The organism is Vibrio sp. 10N.222.52.C12 (assembly GCF_041474215.1).
GTDB lineage: Bacteria > Pseudomonadota > Gammaproteobacteria > Enterobacterales > Vibrionaceae > Vibrio > Vibrio crassostreae_C.
In genome coordinates, this window is the sequence record NZ_JBFRTR010000059.1 from 58764 (window position 1) to 75930 (window position 17167).

Below are 17167 nucleotides of genomic sequence, written 5' to 3' on the forward strand. Positions count from 1 at the left end.
AGATAAAAATTCGAAAGAGAAGTGAATAAAAAGCCGACCTGCGTAACTCACAGTCGGCTTTTGATGAGCTTAAGGTAATGTTTTCAATATTATTTTTGAAACAGAAAAGCAGTCGAAGTGTCACTATCTTGCAATGGATTCTTAATCTAGCCTCGCTACTCTAAAAGCAGTTCTCTCGATGAGTCCAAGACGTGCTTACTCTAGACAACTGTCCTTTGACCGAGCCTAGCTCGGTCTTTTTTTGCTTAACTCAGCAAGCGACAAACAAGCGCGCCCGGCTCCCTTAATGCATCCACGTTATAGCTGAGTACACGACCAGAAGATGGTGCGTGATAACGACGACATTCATTACCGAACGCATCATATTGGATGGCGAGCAGATCATCTTGTTCGACACTTTGCAAAAGCTCGATCTGAGGCAGCACAAAGCCACCGATATCGGCGCGGATAGACACGACGTTGTTGCCTTCTATCCAGTCCATACTTGGCAGCTGCTTTGCCTCAAACGGTTCTTCACCATCAAGCATCTCGTAGTAAGACAGCATATTAAAAACACCGTCCACGGCTCGTTGAATCATATCAGGCTGAGTAAACTTACCCATCCCCACTTCCACCGTAATGCTAGGAATTCCACTTCGATTCCAAACCGTTTCGAGAATACCTGGGTCGCCCGGATCATTGAGAACACAATCTGGCGTCATCAACCTTGCCATTTCAAGGCATTGTTCAATTCGGTAGTCAGCAAAAACATAAAGTGGGTAGACCGCGCCACGAGTTTGGGTATGTAGGTCAACGGCGAATGTCGCATTGTGTTTGAGTAAGCGATCCCACAAAGACGCAACAAAGCGCTCTGCCGCTAAGCCATTCGCATCACCCGGAAAGAGTCGATTAAGGTTGGCAGGGCAAGAGCCCGGATCCGAAGAGATAAAATCGCGGCTGTGGTTAAGCAAACCCGACAAGTTCACAGTAGGCACTATCGTGACCGTGCCTTTGAGAGTTTTACCGACTAAGTCTCTGATAATTTGCTGAGCAGCCAACACACCGTTGAGCTCATCACCGTGAATACCAGCGGTGATCATCAACTTAGGACCTGCTTGACTGCCTTTGAAAACAGAAACCGGCATGTTCTTGGGTTGCCCTAGCCCATCACTGGTTACTTGAAACCAAAACTGGTGCTCTCCAACGGGTAGGTCTTCAACATTCAAGGAGCCAATAACCTGCCTACCTTGTAAAACATCGCCTAAGTACTCTGTTTTCATCCAACGTCTCCATCTTGTTGAGCAAAATCTATTCTCTTCTAAGTTTTTGCATCATAGAGGATATCTTAATCAGTACAAACAGTTAATAAGATGAACAAGCTCTGACTTTCCCATAATACTCACGCATATCATCATCACTTCCCCTAAATAAAAGCTTGTGAAAGTCTGCACTTAAGAACCGATAAGTTATATAACCATTCACAAACCACTCAGTCTATTGAAATGAAAGTGCAATAAAATCAACACTTAAAAAGTTCCCTATTCACGAAAATGTAATTTTATAGAAATGAAAGCTTAATTTAGCTGCTCTAAATTAGCTTCATATCGAAACGGAGAGCACATTGCTCACGGATTTTAAAATACAAGGTAAGTGATTATGAAAAAGGCAGTTCTAGCTTCTGCAGTGGTAGCAGCACTAGTTTCAGGTTCTTCTCTAGCAGCAACAGTTTACAGCTCTGATGGTACAGAACTTAAAATTGGCGGTCGTGCGGAGGCTCGTTTCAACGTATCTGACAACAACGAAAGCGCATCTGACAGTTCTTTCAAAGACAAGTCACGAGCTCGTGTGAATATTTCAGGTAAATCTGAACTTTCTGATGGTTTATATGGATTCGGTAAGTATGAAGCAGAGTTCACTAGCGCATCAACAACAGAGTTCGAAGACGGAAGTGGCAATACTGTAAAAATTGAAAATGAATCTCTTACCAATCGCTACTACTACGCAGGTTTAGGAACCAAATTCGGTGAGTTCTCATACGGTAAGCAAGATTCTTCACAGGTAATGCTGACTGACATTACAGATACAATGGCAACATTTGGTGCAGATGCTGCTGATGCCGTTGATGGCAACAAAGATAAACGTGAGAATAACTTCCTTTACTCTGGTGAGTTTGACGCGTTGACAGTGCAAGCGAACTATATCGCCGCAAATGAAAAAGATGCCGATAGCTTTGGCCTCGCTGCTATGTACAACCTAGGTGCTTTTGACCTTGGTGCGGGTTATGTTTCTCAAAAAAATGGTAACTTCGATGACGACCAAATCAACCTTGTAGCTCAGTTCTCTATGGATGCGCTTACTGTTGGTGGTCTATACACAATGGCTTCAGTTGCAGATGAAGACTACACAGGCTATGAGCTTTCAGCTATCTTCAAGGCAACTAAGCAGCTATCACTAATTGGTGTATACAACTACGGCGAGTTCGATAAAGCGGCTGACGAAGAAACAAATAACTTTGCTATTGAAGCGGTATACAAGTTTAACGGCCATATTCGCACATATGCTGGTTACAAGTTTGAACAGCTAGACAATAAAGATGACCAACTACAGGCGGGCATCCGCTACGACTTCTAATCTAAATCGGCATTAGATACAGACTAAAAGGTTGGGCAATGGCTCAACCTTTTTCATATTCAAATATTCTGACTAACTTCATCAATGCTTTTTCTGGTTAAGTGGTGTTAAATCCGTATCATAGGTGAACCACATCAAATAATTAGAAGCATCATGTCACAACACCATCCGATCCAAGGCGCTAGCTGGATGCTAACCGCAGGTTTAGCCTTTGCTTTGATCAACAGCCTAACTCAAATCGCTAGCATTCATTTCGGACTGACTTCTACCACCGTTGCCGTCATTCAGTATTCAATCGCATTGTTCGCCATCCTTCCTTACCTAAAAACATTGGGCATTCGCCGCGCGCTAAAAACCGACAACCTCAAGTTGCATGTATTCCGTGTGTTTTTATCAGTGATTGGTATTCAACTTTGGATATGGGCGCTGGCTTACCCAGTTCCTATTTGGCAAGGCATTGCCCTTCTCATGACGTCGCCACTGTTTGCAACCATAGGTTCAGGGCTTTTCCTCAAAGAGAAAGTTGGAGCTGCTCGCTGGGGCGCGACCTTAGCAGGTTTCGTGGGTGCGATGGTGATTCTAGAGCCATGGGCTGAAGACTTTAACTGGGCAACGTTATTACCAGTCGGTGCCGCATTCTTCTGGGCATGCTACTCACTGATGGTGAAAAAGCTCTCTTCGCAAGACAGCCCTTCAACCATGGTGGTGTACCTGCTGCTATTAATCACACCATTTAACATCCTGCTTGCCGCGCCAGATTGGCAGACGCCAAGCGGCGGTACAATTTGGGCTATCTTGATTGTTATCGGTGTTATGACGGCACTCGCTCAATGGGCGATAGTAAAAGCCTACTCGGTCGCTGATGCTTCGTTTGTGCAACCTTTTGACCACGCCAAATTACCGCTAAATGTTTTAGCAGGTTGGATTGTATTTAGTTGGGTTCCACCGGGTCGTTTATGGCTAGGGGCTGCTATTATTATTGCGTCAGTTGCATTTATAACGCACTGGGAAACTAAAAAACCTTCAAAAGTGAAGAAAGTTTAAGGTTGGTGAAATAAATAGTTCGACAGTCCGTTCTATATGGATAAGAGAATTCAAACGAGGCCGTAACCATGAAGAAACCAGTCAAGATTACACTATACCGTTGGGCAGGCAGCTGGGGTCCATTTAAAGTTAACATCCCATGTGGAGAATGTACCCTTACCAAAGACATTCTGAAGGATACTTTTGAGAATGAGTTGGCCGATGTCGATGTCGAACTGGAAGTGAAAGATTGGTTGTCTCACTGGTGGGAGCCGCTAAAACTAGGCTCTTGGCATGCTCCAATCCTTGTTGTTGAAGGCAAAGTGGTCAGCCAAGGTGAAGCGCTGAATCGCGGTGTGTTAATCCAATCGGTGATCAAAGAGTGGACCAAACGAGACAGCCTAAAAGGCAACATCGTTTATGGTAAGGCGACCTGCCCATTCTGTGTTAAAGCGAAGAAAATGCTGGATGAAGCGGGTGTTGAATACCAATACCACGATGTCGTAAAAGACAGCGCCGCTTTGTACCGTATGATTCCAGAGGTAAAAGCACACATTGGTGAGAAAACACCGGTCACCGTCCCGCAGATCTGGCTTGATGGTAAGTACATCGGTGGTGCCGATAACTTAGAAGCGTGGATGAAAGAGAATGGCTTAGATAGCATCCCTAATAATGTGGTCGACTTATCCAATCAATCTGCTGGCTGAGTTCATTAAAAGCCATTAGTCAGAAGCTTAATTAGTGTTTTTTGTGTCCATCCACAACAAAACAAAGCGATAACTTTCACCAATCGCTAAAACGAAAAAGGCCTTAAACTTCATCGAGTTTAAGGCCTTTTAAAATTCCGTTTTTGAAAATGCTTATTTAGCCATTTTCTTCATCATTCGCTTAAAGAACGATGGTTTCTTTGGCTTTGAAGTGCCGTACAATGCTTCGTGCATCATGTTTTTTGCTGCCATTTGACCAAGGTATGCGTGGCCTAGTTCGTAATTCATGCTTATCTCCGCACATAATCAACTTTCTTTAGCGCGGATTTTACACTTAAAACGCCCAAAAACAAGATCTAAATCACACTTTAATGCAATATTAAGCATCCATTTGCAATTAGCCTAATTTTGTCTCTGTGCTAATCAGCATTGTTTTTTTATATCAATGAGTTAACCTAAATTCTGGTTTGAGCTTAATGCTCCATTCCTAATAACAACCCAAGACATTGATTTAGACACTGATAAAAAAAGCAGCTCAATAGAGCTGCTTTCTAAAATGCTTTACTGAGAAACCTAGCTGCGCTTTGGCTGTCTGTAAGTTTTACCGGCAATTTGGTATGTGTCTTTTTGCTTCAATTCAAACATCGTTTCAAAGAACCAAGCTGCAAATTTGATTAAGTCATCGCCTTCATTCATAACATGTTCGATGTACTCTTGCTCTTCGCCTTGTTCATTTTCTTGAAGCGTCACGTGGTAAATACGCTTTTCGCCTTCCACTTCAGCAAGTGCAAATTGACCAGTCAGTGATGCAGCAGCCTCAGCGACTTCTGTATCCTCATTGGATTTCAATAGCTCAAGCGCTTGAGGCAGGCCATCTAGTGCGCAGATAGCTTTTACCAGTACTTCAAATTCATTTTGCTGCATTTTGTTTTTACCTATTCAATGGACCGAAGCATTGTAGAAAACCATCAGCACAAATACAACGTATTAACGATGGTGCGTTAAACGATAGTGAATTTGGCATTTAGCTATATTCCACTTCAACAGTATCGCCTTTCTTGTTCATTTTGGTTGAAGACCAAAGCACTCCGCCCATGGCTGCACCAATAATGAGGTAGAACACGCCTAATTGAAGATGAGTCGTGACCCAACTCTCTACAAGATACCCACCCAATAAACCCGCTAAACACATCTGAATTGAACCAGACAATGCCGACACTGCTCCCGCTTGTTTCTTATGAGGTTCTAATAACATGCTGATTGATAATGGGAACGAGATGCCTTGTGCTATCGCCAACCAAGTAAACGCCCAAACTAAGTTAAAGATGGATAACTCATGAGTAAGAAGCCAAGTTCCCGATGCCAAGATAATCAAAATAGCTAGGCTCATCAGTTGGGGCGTACTAAACCTACGATTGAGTAAGTTTAAAGCGACGCTACCTATCAGTAAGCCTGCCGAAGGGACAATCATCAATGAACCATACTCAGCGGCGGTCAGCCCCAATTGCTCTTGCATTAAGAATGGAAACAGCGATAAAGATACCAAACTCGCCATGTAGCTCATCCAGTTGTAACTGGCACTGGTCAACACTTGGCGATTGGTCAACAAGCGTCCGTAGTTCTTCACCACTTGGCACGCATCAAAGCGGCTCTTTCCGTATGGCAAAGTTTCATGCAGAACAAAGTAACCCAGTGTGAATATCGCTAGTAGATACAATAAAACGAACAGGAACACCGCCTGCCAACCGAGGTGAAATGAAATCCAACCACCGAATACCGGCGCAATGATCGGCATGATCGAAGCGGTGATAGAGATATAAGACAACGCTTTGGTAAGCTGTGAACCATCATAGCTGTCACGAAGCACACTTCGCCCAAGAACCGAGGCACTACCCGCCCCTAAACCTTGCAGCAAGCGACCAACTTCTAGCGCCGTCATATTGTCAGAAAACACAACACAAACGACTGTACCAATCAAATAAACACCCTGACCTAACAAGAAGATAGGTCTTCTTCCCACCGCATCGGACATCGGTCCGTAAAATAGCTGAGACAAGCCAAAACCCACAAGAAACAGCGTAACGAGCAGCTGTACATCTACCTGAGTCACACTTAAGTCTGAAGCAATTAGCGGCAATGATGGTAAATAGATACTCACCCCTACCTGCCCTGTAGCTATGATCATCATGGCTAAGAGTAGCGGTGTTTTTTTAAAGGTCGATTGGCTCAAAAAATTCCCTATTCGTTTGTTATTTGTTCATCAGATGAGTTTACATTCAAAACCAATAATTGATAATTAGCTAAATTGGAATTTTATTAAGTCCCAACAGGAAATAATATGGATTGGATTCTTAACGTAAAAAGCTACGTCAGAGTAGTCGAAGAAGGCAGCTTCAATGGTGCTGCTCGAAAGCTGAACACCACCAGCTCGGCGATCAGTAAAAGAGTGAACTGGTTAGAAGAGCGCATCGGCACCCAACTGTTAAAGCGAACGACTCGCTCGATTAGCCAAACCGAAGCAGGTGCGCTCTTTTACCTGCGAGCCAAGGATCAGCTCGACAATTGGCAGTCCATTATTGATGAGACTCGCTCGGTTAACCAAACCCCAGCAGGCCTATTAAAGATTGGCGCTACGATTGCGGTTGGCTCTAAGTTTCTGGTGCAATACATGGACGACTTCTTAGAAAAATACCCAGACATTAAGGTGCAGCTGATCACGACCACGCCAGGCCAATTACCTGAACTGGGCTTAGATCTGGTGATCAGTCGTGAACTGGAACAGCTCAACTCCTTAAGCTTCAAGAAAACACCGCTGTTTGAACACAAAGCCAGCTTCTATGCAGCGCCAAGCTATTTAGCTAAACATGGTTACCCCGCCAACGAGCAGGACTTAGAACAACACAACTCGTTAATTTGGGGAGAGCGTCCGACCCGTGAAGTCACACTCACCAAAGGGCAGCGAATAACGTTAAACGGTAACTTTGCGACCACCAATCCAGAGGCTTTGTTTCATGCTGCGAAGCGAGGAATGGGCGTACTGTTAACCATCAAAGCGATGATCAAAGAGGATCTAAAGCAAGGGACATTAGTTCCAGTATTGCCAAATATTACCGCCGACGAAGTGATGGTTTACGCGTACTACCCTAAGCTTGACTACTCACATACACGAACCAAGCTATTTTTAGACCACCTAAAAGATAGGCTAGACAAAGAAAGAAATAGTCAAATTTTGTGAAATATATTGCACTAAATTTGAAAAATCACACAACACGACCAATAATAAACTAGACGCATATCAAGATTATTAATGCAAGTTGCATTGTTAATACTTAAGACAGCGCTGCTACAAGATCGTATACACAAGATCATACACATACAGCTTACACACGATTCTGGTTGGCTACGGATGGTGACTATGACTCAACATACACGCAATAGCATGATAGACACAGAGCGCATTGGCCGCTTACTCAAATTGGAAGGTATCGACCTTTTAGAATCTGCCGTGCTTACTTTGCATCAAACCTTCGGTACTCAATACACCAGTATCATTGAGAAAAAGCACTTCCCCGATCAAATGGTTCCTTTGGTAATTGCCCATTCTGACCATGTACTGCATGACAAAATAAACGCACGCCATGGTCACATATACCAACAAGCCGTCAATCAAAGACACCCAGATTGCTCATTTGCTCAGTACATCGTCCAGTCATTGCCAACATCGGCATTTAGGCAGGAAATCACCTCACAAAACTCCATCGCGATCCCGACTCGAACTCAAAGTGGCGAAGTGATGGGCGTGCTGTTTTCAACGTTCACCTCGCCTCTTAGCCCTGATCAGCAACAAGACGTGGTAAAGCACCATCAATTGTTCGCCGACATCATCATCCACACCTTGCGTGAAATGTGGTTTAACGATCGTTCCGAACAACTTGTAAATCAGCTTAGTTATGAGGTGTCACACGACAGCCTAACCGGGTTACTCAACCGAAGCTGTTTATCAGATACCTTAGAGTCGATTACTCAACAGAGCGTCACTCCGTTTACATTGGCTTTACTCGATATCAATAGCTTCAAAGCCATTAATGACATGCACGGCAATTATATTGGCGATAAAGTACTTCAATTTGTCGCAGAAACCTTGCGGAGAACCTTACCCGAAAGCAACCTGACTTTCCGGACTGCTGGCAACGAGTTCGCCTTCATCACCTACCATTCTGATCCGATAGCCGTGTGCGAACAAATACTGGCCAAAATTAAGCAGGGCTACAGTAGCGTTGATATCAAGATAGATTTCGACGTCAGCATCGGTATTGCCAGTTCGGATGGAGACAACAAAGACGTTGAGCAAATCATCTTCAATACCAGCTTGGCGCTTAAAGAGTGTAAACACAGCCAAGATACTCATATTCAATGTTATGACACTCACTTAAGAGTTCGTTACCAAAGAAAAACCGAGCTAGTCGCAGCGCTACGAAGTGAGCTGGAAAACCCAATTTCACAAAGCTATATCCCCGACAGCAATGGAATGTACGTAGTGGTACAGCCGATTGTGGGTCAAGGTGAAACGCAATGGGAATATTTCGAGGTACTGACTCGCTGGAAAACCGCCAGACATGGAGACATCTCACCCGTAGAGTTTATTCAAGTGGCAGAAGAGTCAGGGCTGATTGTCGAATTAGGTGAACGCATTATTGAATTGGTGTGCCGCGCTAAAACCACACTAGAGCAAGGCTTGGGCTACAAGGTTAAACTTGGAATCAACTGCTCTGCGCACGAGCTTACTGATTCGAAACGTTATATATCCTACCTGACTCGAACCATTGAACAGCACCATTTTAAGGCGAATGAGTTTGTTATCGAGTTAACCGAAACCGTTCTGTTATCGCCAACACAAGAGACAAAATCCGCGCTTAACTTTCTGAGAGGACAAGGCTTCACGATTGCACTCGACGACTTTGGTACAGGCTACTCCAGTTTGAACTACATCCACAGCTACCCTATCGATTGCATTAAAATTGATGCGACCTTTATTCGAGACTTGTTAACTAGTTCGACCTCAGAGAGCGTAGTATGGCTGATTGTTCAACTGGCCCATAGACTCGATGTATCTTTGGTTGCGGAAGGTGTTGAGAAGCGTGAGCAATTAGAAAAGCTGCACGCGATGGGATGTGACAAGATCCAAGGTTACCTCTACTCACCTCCAATGCGGCCTGAAGCTATCGTTAGCTATGACGCGCACTCAGAGCCTTTAGTTTAAACCCTTACCGAACCTTCTATTGAGAACTAAAAAGCCGCAAGAGCATCACTTAACACTGACTGTGCTTTGTGATGCTCTTGCGGCTTTAAAACAGTTTAATGGCTAGCTACTTACTAGCATTATTAACCATTGCTAGATTGCGCGTTTCTAACGCTGCCTTCAATAGCTTGTCGGCTTCATCTCTCGCGGCTGTGAATGTCGCTTTTTCCTTTTTAGGCACAGAATCGGCCATTGGGATATTCGCTTTCATCGCATCAACAGGGCGACCACGTTCGATCAGTTCATAGTGCAAGTGAGCACCTGTCACTCGACCCGTTTTACCCGATAGGCCAATACGTTGACCACGAGATACCGTTTGTCCTTTACGAACAAGGATCTTGCTTAAGTGCAAGTAGCGCGTTTTATAAGTGCTACCGTGTTGAATCACCACATAGTTACCCGCATAAGGGTGTTTACGCGTCATGATCACTTTGCCATCACCCGTTGCTTGAACAGGTGTGCCAATTGGTGTCGCGAAATCCGTACCGTTGTGCGGTGAAATGCGGCCAGTCACAGGGTGTAAGCGCTTAGGGTTAAACTGAGAACTTTGGCGCCAGCTACTGCTCACTGGGTAACGTTGGAAAGCACGTTGAAGGCTATCGCCATTAGCATCGTAATATTGTCCGTCGGTGTGTAAGTATGCTGACACAACGCGGTTACGATTCATGATCTTAATTGCTTCAATTTCACGTTTTCCGGTTGCAACACCATCAACATATTGCGCTTTTTGAAGCACTTCAAACTGATCGCCAGCACGTAGGTCGCGGCTGAAGTTCAGCTTGTCTTTAAGAAGAGTCACAATATGGTCAATCTCAAGGCTGTTCAGGCCAGCTTTATTCGCCGACATTGAGAAGCTGCCATGAATATCACCCACGAGAGGTTTTTGCTTCCATTCACCAGGAATAGAGATGTCTTCGAATTCGTAGCTGCCGTCATCAAGTAATCGGTAAACCACTTTGTCCGCGACGCTAAATTGAAGTTCCATTTTAGAAAGGTCGCCGGTCGCTTCATCACGCCAAAAGCGTAATGTATTACCCGGACGAAGCGTATCTAAAGCAAGGAAGTTCAAATCAGTTTCCATCACGCTCATCATCGATTTGTAAGAAAATCCAAGCTGAGTGAAGATGCTACTCAAGTTATCGCCAGATTGAATTTGGTACTCAAACGTTGGCGGTTCGATAACAGTAACAGAAGAAGGTGACAGAATTGACTCAATCACGGTTGAGTCGGGCAAATCAAGATCGATCGTTTTCGTCAGATCCGATTGTGACGATTGCAAAGCAACACCAATCGCAGCAATAAGTGGCAGTCCCAAAATAGCTACTTTTTTTACAGGTGAAAGCTCAGCAAACGGAGAGGGGAATATTTTTGAATACACGGTAAACAGGTCTTTCTACGATATAAAGGCATAGGATATGCTTTTCAAACGCATAAATCATCAATGCATTGTCATAATATGACGTGAATCTTCCCAACTTAGCCTAAGTCATTGAGTTGCCGTAGATGAAGAGCCACTAGATAAGAAATAAAATTAACCGCTAAATTTAAAAATAAAAAAGCAGAAACGGCTAGTTTCTGCTTTCTATTGGTTTACGTTATTCCGTTTCGAATAATTAATAAACGAAGCGAATTAGTCGCTGGTTTTAAGAAAAGATTATGCGTTTACCGTCGACACTAAGCAGTTGTCTTCACCAAACTCATTTGGGATGTAACGGTCAGCATTCGCATCGTTCACCCATTGTTGGTCATCAACTAGGTAGCGGAATTGAAACTCGCCATCTTTAGGTAGACGAGTTTTAAACTTGTAAACCTTCCCTTTGGCCAGTTTTTTCATTGGGGTGGCTTTCCAATCAAGAAAGTCAGCAACGATGGATACAGAGTTCGCTTCCTGAGCTTCTAGCTCGAAGGTCACTTCAACTTCATCTTTCGTCTTAAAAAAACGTTTATTAATCATTCGCAAGCTCCATTTGTAATAAGTAAGCGGACACAAAGCTAACTGTGTCTAAATTTCATTCATCTAACTAAGATAATATGTAATTTGGCTCACATAAACAACAGATCCTTACATTCACGAAAACGTTATTGCTTACCAATTGATTGCGTATCAAAAGAAAAACTCATTAACACCTTTTCAGAAGGGGGTTCTGCAAATGATTGTTCCGCAGAATGCTGAGTAAAGCCGATAAAACCTTCCCCAGTAAGTTTATTCTGTGATTGCGAACCTGGCTGCTGAGCTACCTCCAATGTCTGAATTTGTATACGATCACCCAGTAAAAGTTGGTCGACTAACACCACACGGCTTCGTTGCTGGTCATGCTTAAACAGGCCTAGATAATAGAAAACACCGCTGCCTTGGTTAGATATCCACATCGGCGCGACAAAGAAACTCGCCTTGCCCAACGTGGCGGCTGAAAGATTATTGGTGTCTACCGTTACCACACCGCGCTCAACACCTGAGTCATAGCGTCCAAACGCGATGGCTCTAGGCTCATCAACTTCATTGATAAAAGCGTAGGCGTTAGTCTCAGGAACTTTAATTGTCCATGGATTGGTCGTCTTCAAATCAAAAACGGTTTCTACGACTGGGTCATAACTCACTTGAGAAGAAGGAAACTTCGCCAAGATCTCTTCATCACTTAAGCTAAAGCGATAAATACCCGCTACTATCACCACAACCAGCATGACAATTGGAATCAGTAGAATCAGAGGGATAGGTAAGATTTTCTTTTTCATGGGCAATTATATTCTTTTGTTTTCATCCAGTTGTGCAGACCATAAAGGGCTTTAGTATAATTATCAATACAGGGTTAACCAGAAGTGGAGCATGGATGGATATCAATCATATTAAAGATAGAAATATCAGAAGTTGCGAATGCCGCTGTGGAGCAGTCAACCTAGTATGCCGAGGTGAACCTCAACGTACATCTGTCTGCCATTGCTATGAGTGTCAGAAACGCACCGGAAGTGTGTTCGGCATTCAGGCTCGGTTCCCAATAGAACAAGTTACACTCAGCGGTGAAGTGACCTCTTTTTCACGCATCAGCGATACGGGTAATGAAGTCACCTATCAGTTTTGTCCCAAGTGTGGCACCACCATGCTTTTGCAGTCGGTTGCCGCCGCTGATTTTTATATCGTCCCGCTCGGATTATTTAAAGAGCAAGACTTCCCACTGCCGAGCTTTTCGGTTTATGAAGAACGCAAACACGGTTGGGTTAAGTTCGACCACCAAATGAGCCATTACAACTAGTTCGTCATTGAGCGTTATCTTTATCTCGTTATTGACCGTTATCTTTATATAGCAACAGTATTAAAACAAACTGCAATACTGTTGCCTAAGATCAAATATCACCGCTTCACAGCGCTAGCGTATCTTTTGTCTAGCGTTATAATCTTGCTCCTCTATTTAACCCAGGGTGAACCACATGATTTCTAAGTTACCTCGCTGGGTTGAATACGGCGCCCTTTTGTTAGCTGGTCTTGCTGGCAGTGTTAATGCTATCGGCTTACTTGGCTTCCAACATCAAGCTATCTCCCATATCTCCGGCACCATGTCTTTGCTAGGCAGTAGCCTGCTTACACCGACCTCGGCTTCTGTTCACCTCCTATTGGTGATCATGAGCTTCATGTTAGGTGCGGCGTTCAGCGGGTTCTTTATTGAAAACCAAGCATTGAAGTTAGGACGCCGTTACGGTGTTGCACTATGTATTGAGGGTGGATTGCTGTTTTTGGCGCTGTGGACACTGTTGCAAGGCTATACTTCAGGTCAGTATTTCGCTTCAGCCGCGTGTGGTTTGCAGAACGCGATGATCACCACTTACAGCGGGGCAATCATTCGAACAACACACATGAGCGGGATCATTACCGATCTTGGGATCATGATTGGCGCTCGCTTAAAGGGGATGCCTTTTGACCGCCGTAAAGCCAAACTGCTAATTTTCATTGTGGTTGGCTTCCTGTTTGGCGGCTTAATTGGCGCTTGTCTGTTCCAACGCTTCGAAATCTTGGCATTGGCTTTCCCTGCCTCTTTTGCTTTCATTATTGCGTTTAGCTACTGGTTATACTTGACCTATCGAACTGAAACCCCAGTCAATTTATAAATATCTGGCAATATAACCTCAAACTACGTAACATCCGCAACACTTTATTCTAAACTCTTAATACGTTGCAGAATAACCAGTATGAATATTTAGCGATATTTGATGAATAGTATTGCAAGCGATATTAATACTGGGTAATCTTGCACCCAATGAGAAAATACGGACGTTTAGTGAATAAAAATGCCAAGGATGTGGCTTTTTTACGTGTAGAAATTCGAGAACAATAACATGTCTAACAACAAGAATACTGCTCAAACAGAGAAATCTAAAGGCAGTTTCTGGGTTTTCTTAATCCCATCATTGATTGGTTTATTCCTTTTCATGGCGCCAATCAGCTATCAAGGTGATCTAACGATCCCTGTCGCTATTCTAGCTAAATCAATTCAAGCGGTTTTCGGTGAGTCTCTAGTTGCTATTATCACTGCAATCGTTGCTTTCATGTCTGTAGCTTCCGTTTTAAGCACCATTTTCAAACCTACATTCATTACATCAAGCTCTTTCTTAAACGGTCTTTTCAACCCATCTCCACTGTGGTTGTTGGTTCGTCTTATCGGTGGTGCTGCTGCATTCATGGCTTTCTTCCAAGTAGGCCCTGAGTTTATCTGGGAAGAAAACACTGGTGGTCTCGTACTAGAAGGCCTACTTCCAACACTGTTCTCAGTATTTATCTTTGCAGGTTTACTACTGCCACTACTACTTAACTTTGGTTTGCTAGAATTGTTTGGCACCTTACTAAGTAAAGTGATGCGCCCAATCTTCAACCTGCCAGGTCGTAGTGCTATCGATTGTATGGCTTCTTGGTTAGGTGACGGCAGTGTCGGTATCCTGCTTACAAGCAAACAATACGAGAAGAAATTCTACACGCAGCGTGAAGCCGCTGTAGTTGGTACGACTTTCTCTGCAGTCTCTATCACGTTCAGTCTTGTGGTTATTGCTCAAGTAGAGCTAGAGCACCTATTCCTGCCTTTCTACGCAGCAATCTGTTTAGCGGGTATTGTGGCAGCGGTGATCATCCCTCGCCTTCCACCACTAAGCATGAAGAAAGATACTTTCATTGATGGCAGCAAGCCGCACAAAGACGCTGACGCGATCCCAGCAGGTCACTCAACGTTCTCTTGGGGTCTTGAGCTAGCGGTAAATAAAGCATCTCAAGTAAAGTCGGCTAAATCTGTATTTGGCGAAGGCGTTCGTAACGCCGTAGATATGGTATTTGGCGTACTGCCTGTTGTTATGGGTTTAGGTACAATGGCACTGGTTATTGCGGAATACACGTCTGTGTTCTCAATCCTAGGTCAGCCTTTCATTCCATTCCTAGAGCTACTTGGTGTTCCTGAAGCGGTTGCAGCATCTGAAACGATTGTTGTTGGTTTTGCGGACATGTTTATCCCAGCAATCCTTGCGGCTTCTATCGACAACGAGATGACTCGCTTTGTTATTGCAGCAATGTCGGTAACTCAGCTGATCTACATGTCTGAGGTGGGCGCTCTACTTCTAGGCAGTAAGATTCCAGTGAACATCTTAGAACTGTTTATTATCTTTATTCTACGTACGTTAATTACGCTTCCAGTTATCGCTGGTGTAGCGCATCTAATATTCTAAATTAGATACTACTTATGTAACTCAATAAAGATTCAGTTTATAAAGCCTCACTTTTGTGGGGCTTTTTATTTGCGAAAATATATACACAGTATTATTTGGAGTTCAATTAATTTATAAGCTCTGCATGTCATTTGATTTCATATCGTTTGTTCACCCCGCCTCTTTTTAATAGAAAACTGAACGCATAACTATCAAATTAATACATTCTTAATTCCTCCTTAAACTCCGTCTAGCCCCATTCCCCAACTCATTGAACCAAATACTAAAAGCAACAAATATGCGCTTTAGTGAATTTTGCATTGTTTAGGTTGTTGTATTTTTGTAGTCTATTTTGTGAAATTACATTCAAGTAAAATCCAATCTAGTCGATATATATAATTACAAAAACACGATTAACTTTAGTCTTCGCAAAGCCTGTGAGAAGGGGAAAACTCAATGAAATTTAGCCATAAGGTGGTTGCTGCATCATCAGCCTTGCTGCTAGTGACAGTATCATTGCTTTCAATACAACAACTTTACACTGTAAGAAGTGCAGTAGAAAACCACGTCAATGCGAGCCTGAAAGAGATGGTCTCGGGCGTGAAAAATACCGTCGTATCGGAGATGAACGCCAAGAAAGCGTTGGCTCAATCGACGACTGAAGTCATCGAGATCAACCCTGAAGATCGCGCTTACGTTAAAGAAATCTTAGAAAAGCCAAAGCTTAAAAACAGCTTCCTAGCGGTTGGTTTTGGTTATGAAGCAAACGGTTTCGTTATTGAAAATGATGATGGTTGGGATGCCGGTCCAGACTACGACCCACGAATTCGTCCTTGGTACATTGATGCTAAATCCAAAAACAGTTTAGTTGTTACCGCTCCTTATGTGGATGCATCAAGTAAGAAAGTCATCATATCAGTAGGTACTCCAGTTAAAGACAACGGCCGCTTTACTGCGGGTATGTTCTACGACCTAGAATTGACGAACCTTGCTACCTTGGTCAACCAAGTGAACTTGTTTGATGCGGGTTATCTGTTCCTAGTAACAGCCGACGGCACCACGATTGCTCACCCAAATGCGAAAAACAACGGTGAAACGCTATCAAGCTACATGCCACAAGCGACTATTCGTGAAGGCTCTCAAGAAATTGAAGTCGACGGCAAAATGTTCCTAGTTAATTTCACCCACATCCCTAGTGAAGATTGGTACATCGGTGCCATCCTGGATGAAGAGATCGCTTTCCAAACCGTTGAAGAGTTGAAGAACAGCTCAATGATCTACTCTTTGATTGCGGTAATTCTCAGCATCATTGCTCTAACAGTTCTAATTCGCGTGTTAATGCGTCCACTGGATGCACTTAACCAAGCGATTCAAGATGTAGCAAGTGGACAAGGTGACTTAACTAAGCGCCTAGATACCAACACAGACAAAGAGTTCTCTGACCTAGCGAAAGGCTTCAACACCTTTACCGAAAACCTGCAAAATCAAATTATTCAATCGAAAGCGATTGGTGTTGAGATTAAACGCGGTACTGAAATCACGGTTAAAGGTGCAGGCGAATCAGCAAACGCAATGAATACGCAACTTCAAGAGCTTGAACAGTTAGCGACTGCAATGAACGAGATGGCGGTGACTGCAACTGAAGTGGCGAACAACGCTCAAGGCGCGGCTGCGGCGGCTCGTGAAGCTGATGAAGCAACGCTAGACGGCACATCTGTCGTAAGTGACACCACTCAAGCGATTGATAACCTTTCAGCTCGTATCGACCAAGCGGTTGCCGAAGTACAAGTACTTGAATCAGCAACAGCCAACATCGAAACGATTCTAAAAGTAATCAACGATATTGCAGACC

16 protein-coding genes are annotated in these 17167 nt (G+C 43.6%); 9 read left to right on the top strand and 7 right to left on the bottom strand.

Going from position 1 to position 17167, the window contains the following annotated elements:
- Nucleotides 1-245: 245 nt before the first annotated feature.
- A complete protein-coding gene (locus AB4623_RS11975) occupies nucleotides 246-1259 on the bottom strand; it encodes a succinylglutamate desuccinylase/aspartoacylase family protein (protein ID WP_108118029.1) in 1014 nt (337 codons plus the stop codon).
- Nucleotides 1260-1635: 376 nt separating this feature from the next.
- On the opposite strand from AB4623_RS11975, the gene AB4623_RS11980 reads away from it, so the two are divergent.
- The 3 genes from AB4623_RS11980 to AB4623_RS11990 all read left to right on the top strand — a co-directional run bounded on the left by AB4623_RS11980 (nucleotide 1636) and on the right by AB4623_RS11990 (nucleotide 4340).
- Nucleotides 1636-2610 carry a porin gene (locus tag AB4623_RS11980; RefSeq protein WP_372146464.1) on the top strand — a complete coding sequence of 325 codons (975 nt, stop codon included), beginning with the start codon at nucleotides 1636-1638 and terminating at the stop codon, nucleotides 2608-2610.
- Nucleotides 2611-2763: 153 nt separating this feature from the next.
- Nucleotides 2764-3654: a DMT family transporter gene (locus AB4623_RS11985; protein ID WP_065583706.1), complete on the top strand. Its 891-nt coding sequence runs from the start codon at nucleotides 2764-2766 to the stop codon at nucleotides 3652-3654.
- A gap of 68 nt (nucleotides 3655-3722) precedes the next feature.
- Nucleotides 3723-4340 (top strand): glutaredoxin domain-containing protein, encoded by a 618-nt coding sequence (locus AB4623_RS11990; RefSeq protein ID WP_017062739.1) that lies wholly within the window; start codon nucleotides 3723-3725, stop codon nucleotides 4338-4340.
- A 153-nt stretch (nucleotides 4341-4493) separates the two neighbouring features.
- Here AB4623_RS11990 and AB4623_RS11995 read toward each other — a convergent pair whose 3' ends face one another.
- The 3 genes from AB4623_RS11995 to AB4623_RS12005 all read right to left on the bottom strand — a co-directional run bounded on the left by AB4623_RS11995 (nucleotide 4494) and on the right by AB4623_RS12005 (nucleotide 6570).
- Nucleotides 4494-4628, bottom strand: a complete 135-nt coding sequence (locus AB4623_RS11995; protein ID WP_010431176.1) for a hypothetical protein — start codon at nucleotides 4626-4628, stop codon at nucleotides 4494-4496.
- A gap of 285 nt (nucleotides 4629-4913) precedes the next feature.
- A complete protein-coding gene (locus AB4623_RS12000) occupies nucleotides 4914-5264 on the bottom strand; it encodes a hypothetical protein (protein WP_017057980.1) in 351 nt (116 codons plus the stop codon).
- A 100-nt stretch (nucleotides 5265-5364) separates the two neighbouring features.
- Nucleotides 5365-6570: a multidrug effflux MFS transporter gene (locus AB4623_RS12005; protein ID WP_372146466.1), complete on the bottom strand. Its 1206-nt coding sequence runs from the start codon at nucleotides 6568-6570 to the stop codon at nucleotides 5365-5367.
- Between the two features lie 108 nt (nucleotides 6571-6678).
- Here AB4623_RS12005 and AB4623_RS12010 point away from each other — a divergent pair, with 108 nt between their 5' ends.
- Both AB4623_RS12010 and AB4623_RS12015 read left to right on the top strand, forming a co-directional pair.
- Nucleotides 6679-7575 carry a LysR family transcriptional regulator gene (locus AB4623_RS12010; RefSeq protein ID WP_372146468.1) on the top strand — a complete coding sequence of 299 codons (897 nt, stop codon included), beginning with the start codon at nucleotides 6679-6681 and terminating at the stop codon, nucleotides 7573-7575.
- Between the two features lie 180 nt (nucleotides 7576-7755).
- A complete protein-coding gene (locus AB4623_RS12015) occupies nucleotides 7756-9600 on the top strand; it encodes a putative bifunctional diguanylate cyclase/phosphodiesterase (RefSeq protein ID WP_372146470.1) in 1845 nt (614 codons plus the stop codon).
- A 106-nt stretch (nucleotides 9601-9706) separates the two neighbouring features.
- Here the strand turns inward: AB4623_RS12015 and AB4623_RS12020 are convergent, their stop codons facing one another.
- From AB4623_RS12020 to AB4623_RS12030, 3 genes are all read right to left on the bottom strand, one after another.
- On the bottom strand, nucleotides 9707-11017 hold the full coding sequence (locus AB4623_RS12020) for a peptidoglycan DD-metalloendopeptidase family protein (RefSeq protein ID WP_029235892.1): 1311 nt from the start codon (nucleotides 11015-11017) through the stop codon (nucleotides 9707-9709).
- A 276-nt stretch (nucleotides 11018-11293) separates the two neighbouring features.
- Entirely contained in the window at nucleotides 11294-11593 is a 300-nt protein-coding gene (locus AB4623_RS12025) for an isoamylase early set domain-containing protein (RefSeq protein WP_009845720.1), read from the bottom strand.
- A 125-nt stretch (nucleotides 11594-11718) separates the two neighbouring features.
- Nucleotides 11719-12372 carry a hypothetical protein gene (locus AB4623_RS12030; RefSeq protein WP_017064322.1) on the bottom strand — a complete coding sequence of 218 codons (654 nt, stop codon included), beginning with the start codon at nucleotides 12370-12372 and terminating at the stop codon, nucleotides 11719-11721.
- Nucleotides 12373-12404: 32 nt separating this feature from the next.
- Here AB4623_RS12030 and AB4623_RS12035 point away from each other — a divergent pair, with 32 nt between their 5' ends.
- The 4 genes from AB4623_RS12035 to AB4623_RS12050 form a co-directional block, all read left to right on the top strand.
- A complete protein-coding gene (locus AB4623_RS12035; RefSeq protein ID WP_170791798.1) occupies nucleotides 12405-12887 on the top strand; it encodes a GFA family protein in 483 nt (160 codons plus the stop codon).
- 175 nt (nucleotides 12888-13062) lie between these two features.
- Nucleotides 13063-13737 (top strand): YoaK family protein, encoded by a 675-nt coding sequence (locus AB4623_RS12040; RefSeq protein ID WP_017062746.1) that lies wholly within the window; start codon nucleotides 13063-13065, stop codon nucleotides 13735-13737.
- A gap of 228 nt (nucleotides 13738-13965) precedes the next feature.
- Nucleotides 13966-15336 carry a YjiH family protein gene (locus AB4623_RS12045; protein ID WP_372146471.1) on the top strand — a complete coding sequence of 457 codons (1371 nt, stop codon included), beginning with the start codon at nucleotides 13966-13968 and terminating at the stop codon, nucleotides 15334-15336.
- 435 nt (nucleotides 15337-15771) lie between these two features.
- Nucleotides 15772-17167 (top strand): methyl-accepting chemotaxis protein (locus tag AB4623_RS12050; protein ID WP_372146472.1); only part of this gene is annotated, 1396 nt, incomplete at its 3' end.

Excerpts from the sequence above, each read along its gene's own strand:
- AB4623_RS12030 (WP_017064322.1), bottom strand. The coding sequence starts at position 12,372 with ATGAAAAAGAAAATCTTACCTATCCCTCTGATTCTACTGATTCCAATT.
- AB4623_RS12010 (WP_372146468.1), top strand. The coding sequence starts at position 6,679 with ATGGATTGGATTCTTAACGTAAAAAGCTACGTCAGAGTAGTCGAAGAA.
- AB4623_RS12015 (WP_372146470.1), top strand. The coding sequence starts at position 7,756 with ATGACTCAACATACACGCAATAGCATGATAGACACAGAGCGCATTGGC.
- AB4623_RS12000 (WP_017057980.1), bottom strand. The coding sequence starts at position 5,264 with ATGCAGCAAAATGAATTTGAAGTACTGGTAAAAGCTATCTGCGCACTA.
- AB4623_RS11990 (WP_017062739.1), top strand. The coding sequence starts at position 3,723 with ATGAAGAAACCAGTCAAGATTACACTATACCGTTGGGCAGGCAGCTGG.
- AB4623_RS11985 (WP_065583706.1), top strand. The coding sequence starts at position 2,764 with ATGTCACAACACCATCCGATCCAAGGCGCTAGCTGGATGCTAACCGCA.
- AB4623_RS11995 (WP_010431176.1), bottom strand. The coding sequence starts at position 4,628 with ATGAATTACGAACTAGGCCACGCATACCTTGGTCAAATGGCAGCAAAA.
- AB4623_RS11975 (WP_108118029.1), bottom strand. The coding sequence starts at position 1,259 with ATGAAAACAGAGTACTTAGGCGATGTTTTACAAGGTAGGCAGGTTATT.
- AB4623_RS11980 (WP_372146464.1), top strand. The coding sequence starts at position 1,636 with ATGAAAAAGGCAGTTCTAGCTTCTGCAGTGGTAGCAGCACTAGTTTCA.
- AB4623_RS12045 (WP_372146471.1), top strand. The coding sequence starts at position 13,966 with ATGTCTAACAACAAGAATACTGCTCAAACAGAGAAATCTAAAGGCAGT.
- AB4623_RS12040 (WP_017062746.1), top strand. The coding sequence starts at position 13,063 with ATGATTTCTAAGTTACCTCGCTGGGTTGAATACGGCGCCCTTTTGTTA.
- AB4623_RS12025 (WP_009845720.1), bottom strand. The coding sequence starts at position 11,593 with ATGATTAATAAACGTTTTTTTAAGACGAAAGATGAAGTTGAAGTGACC.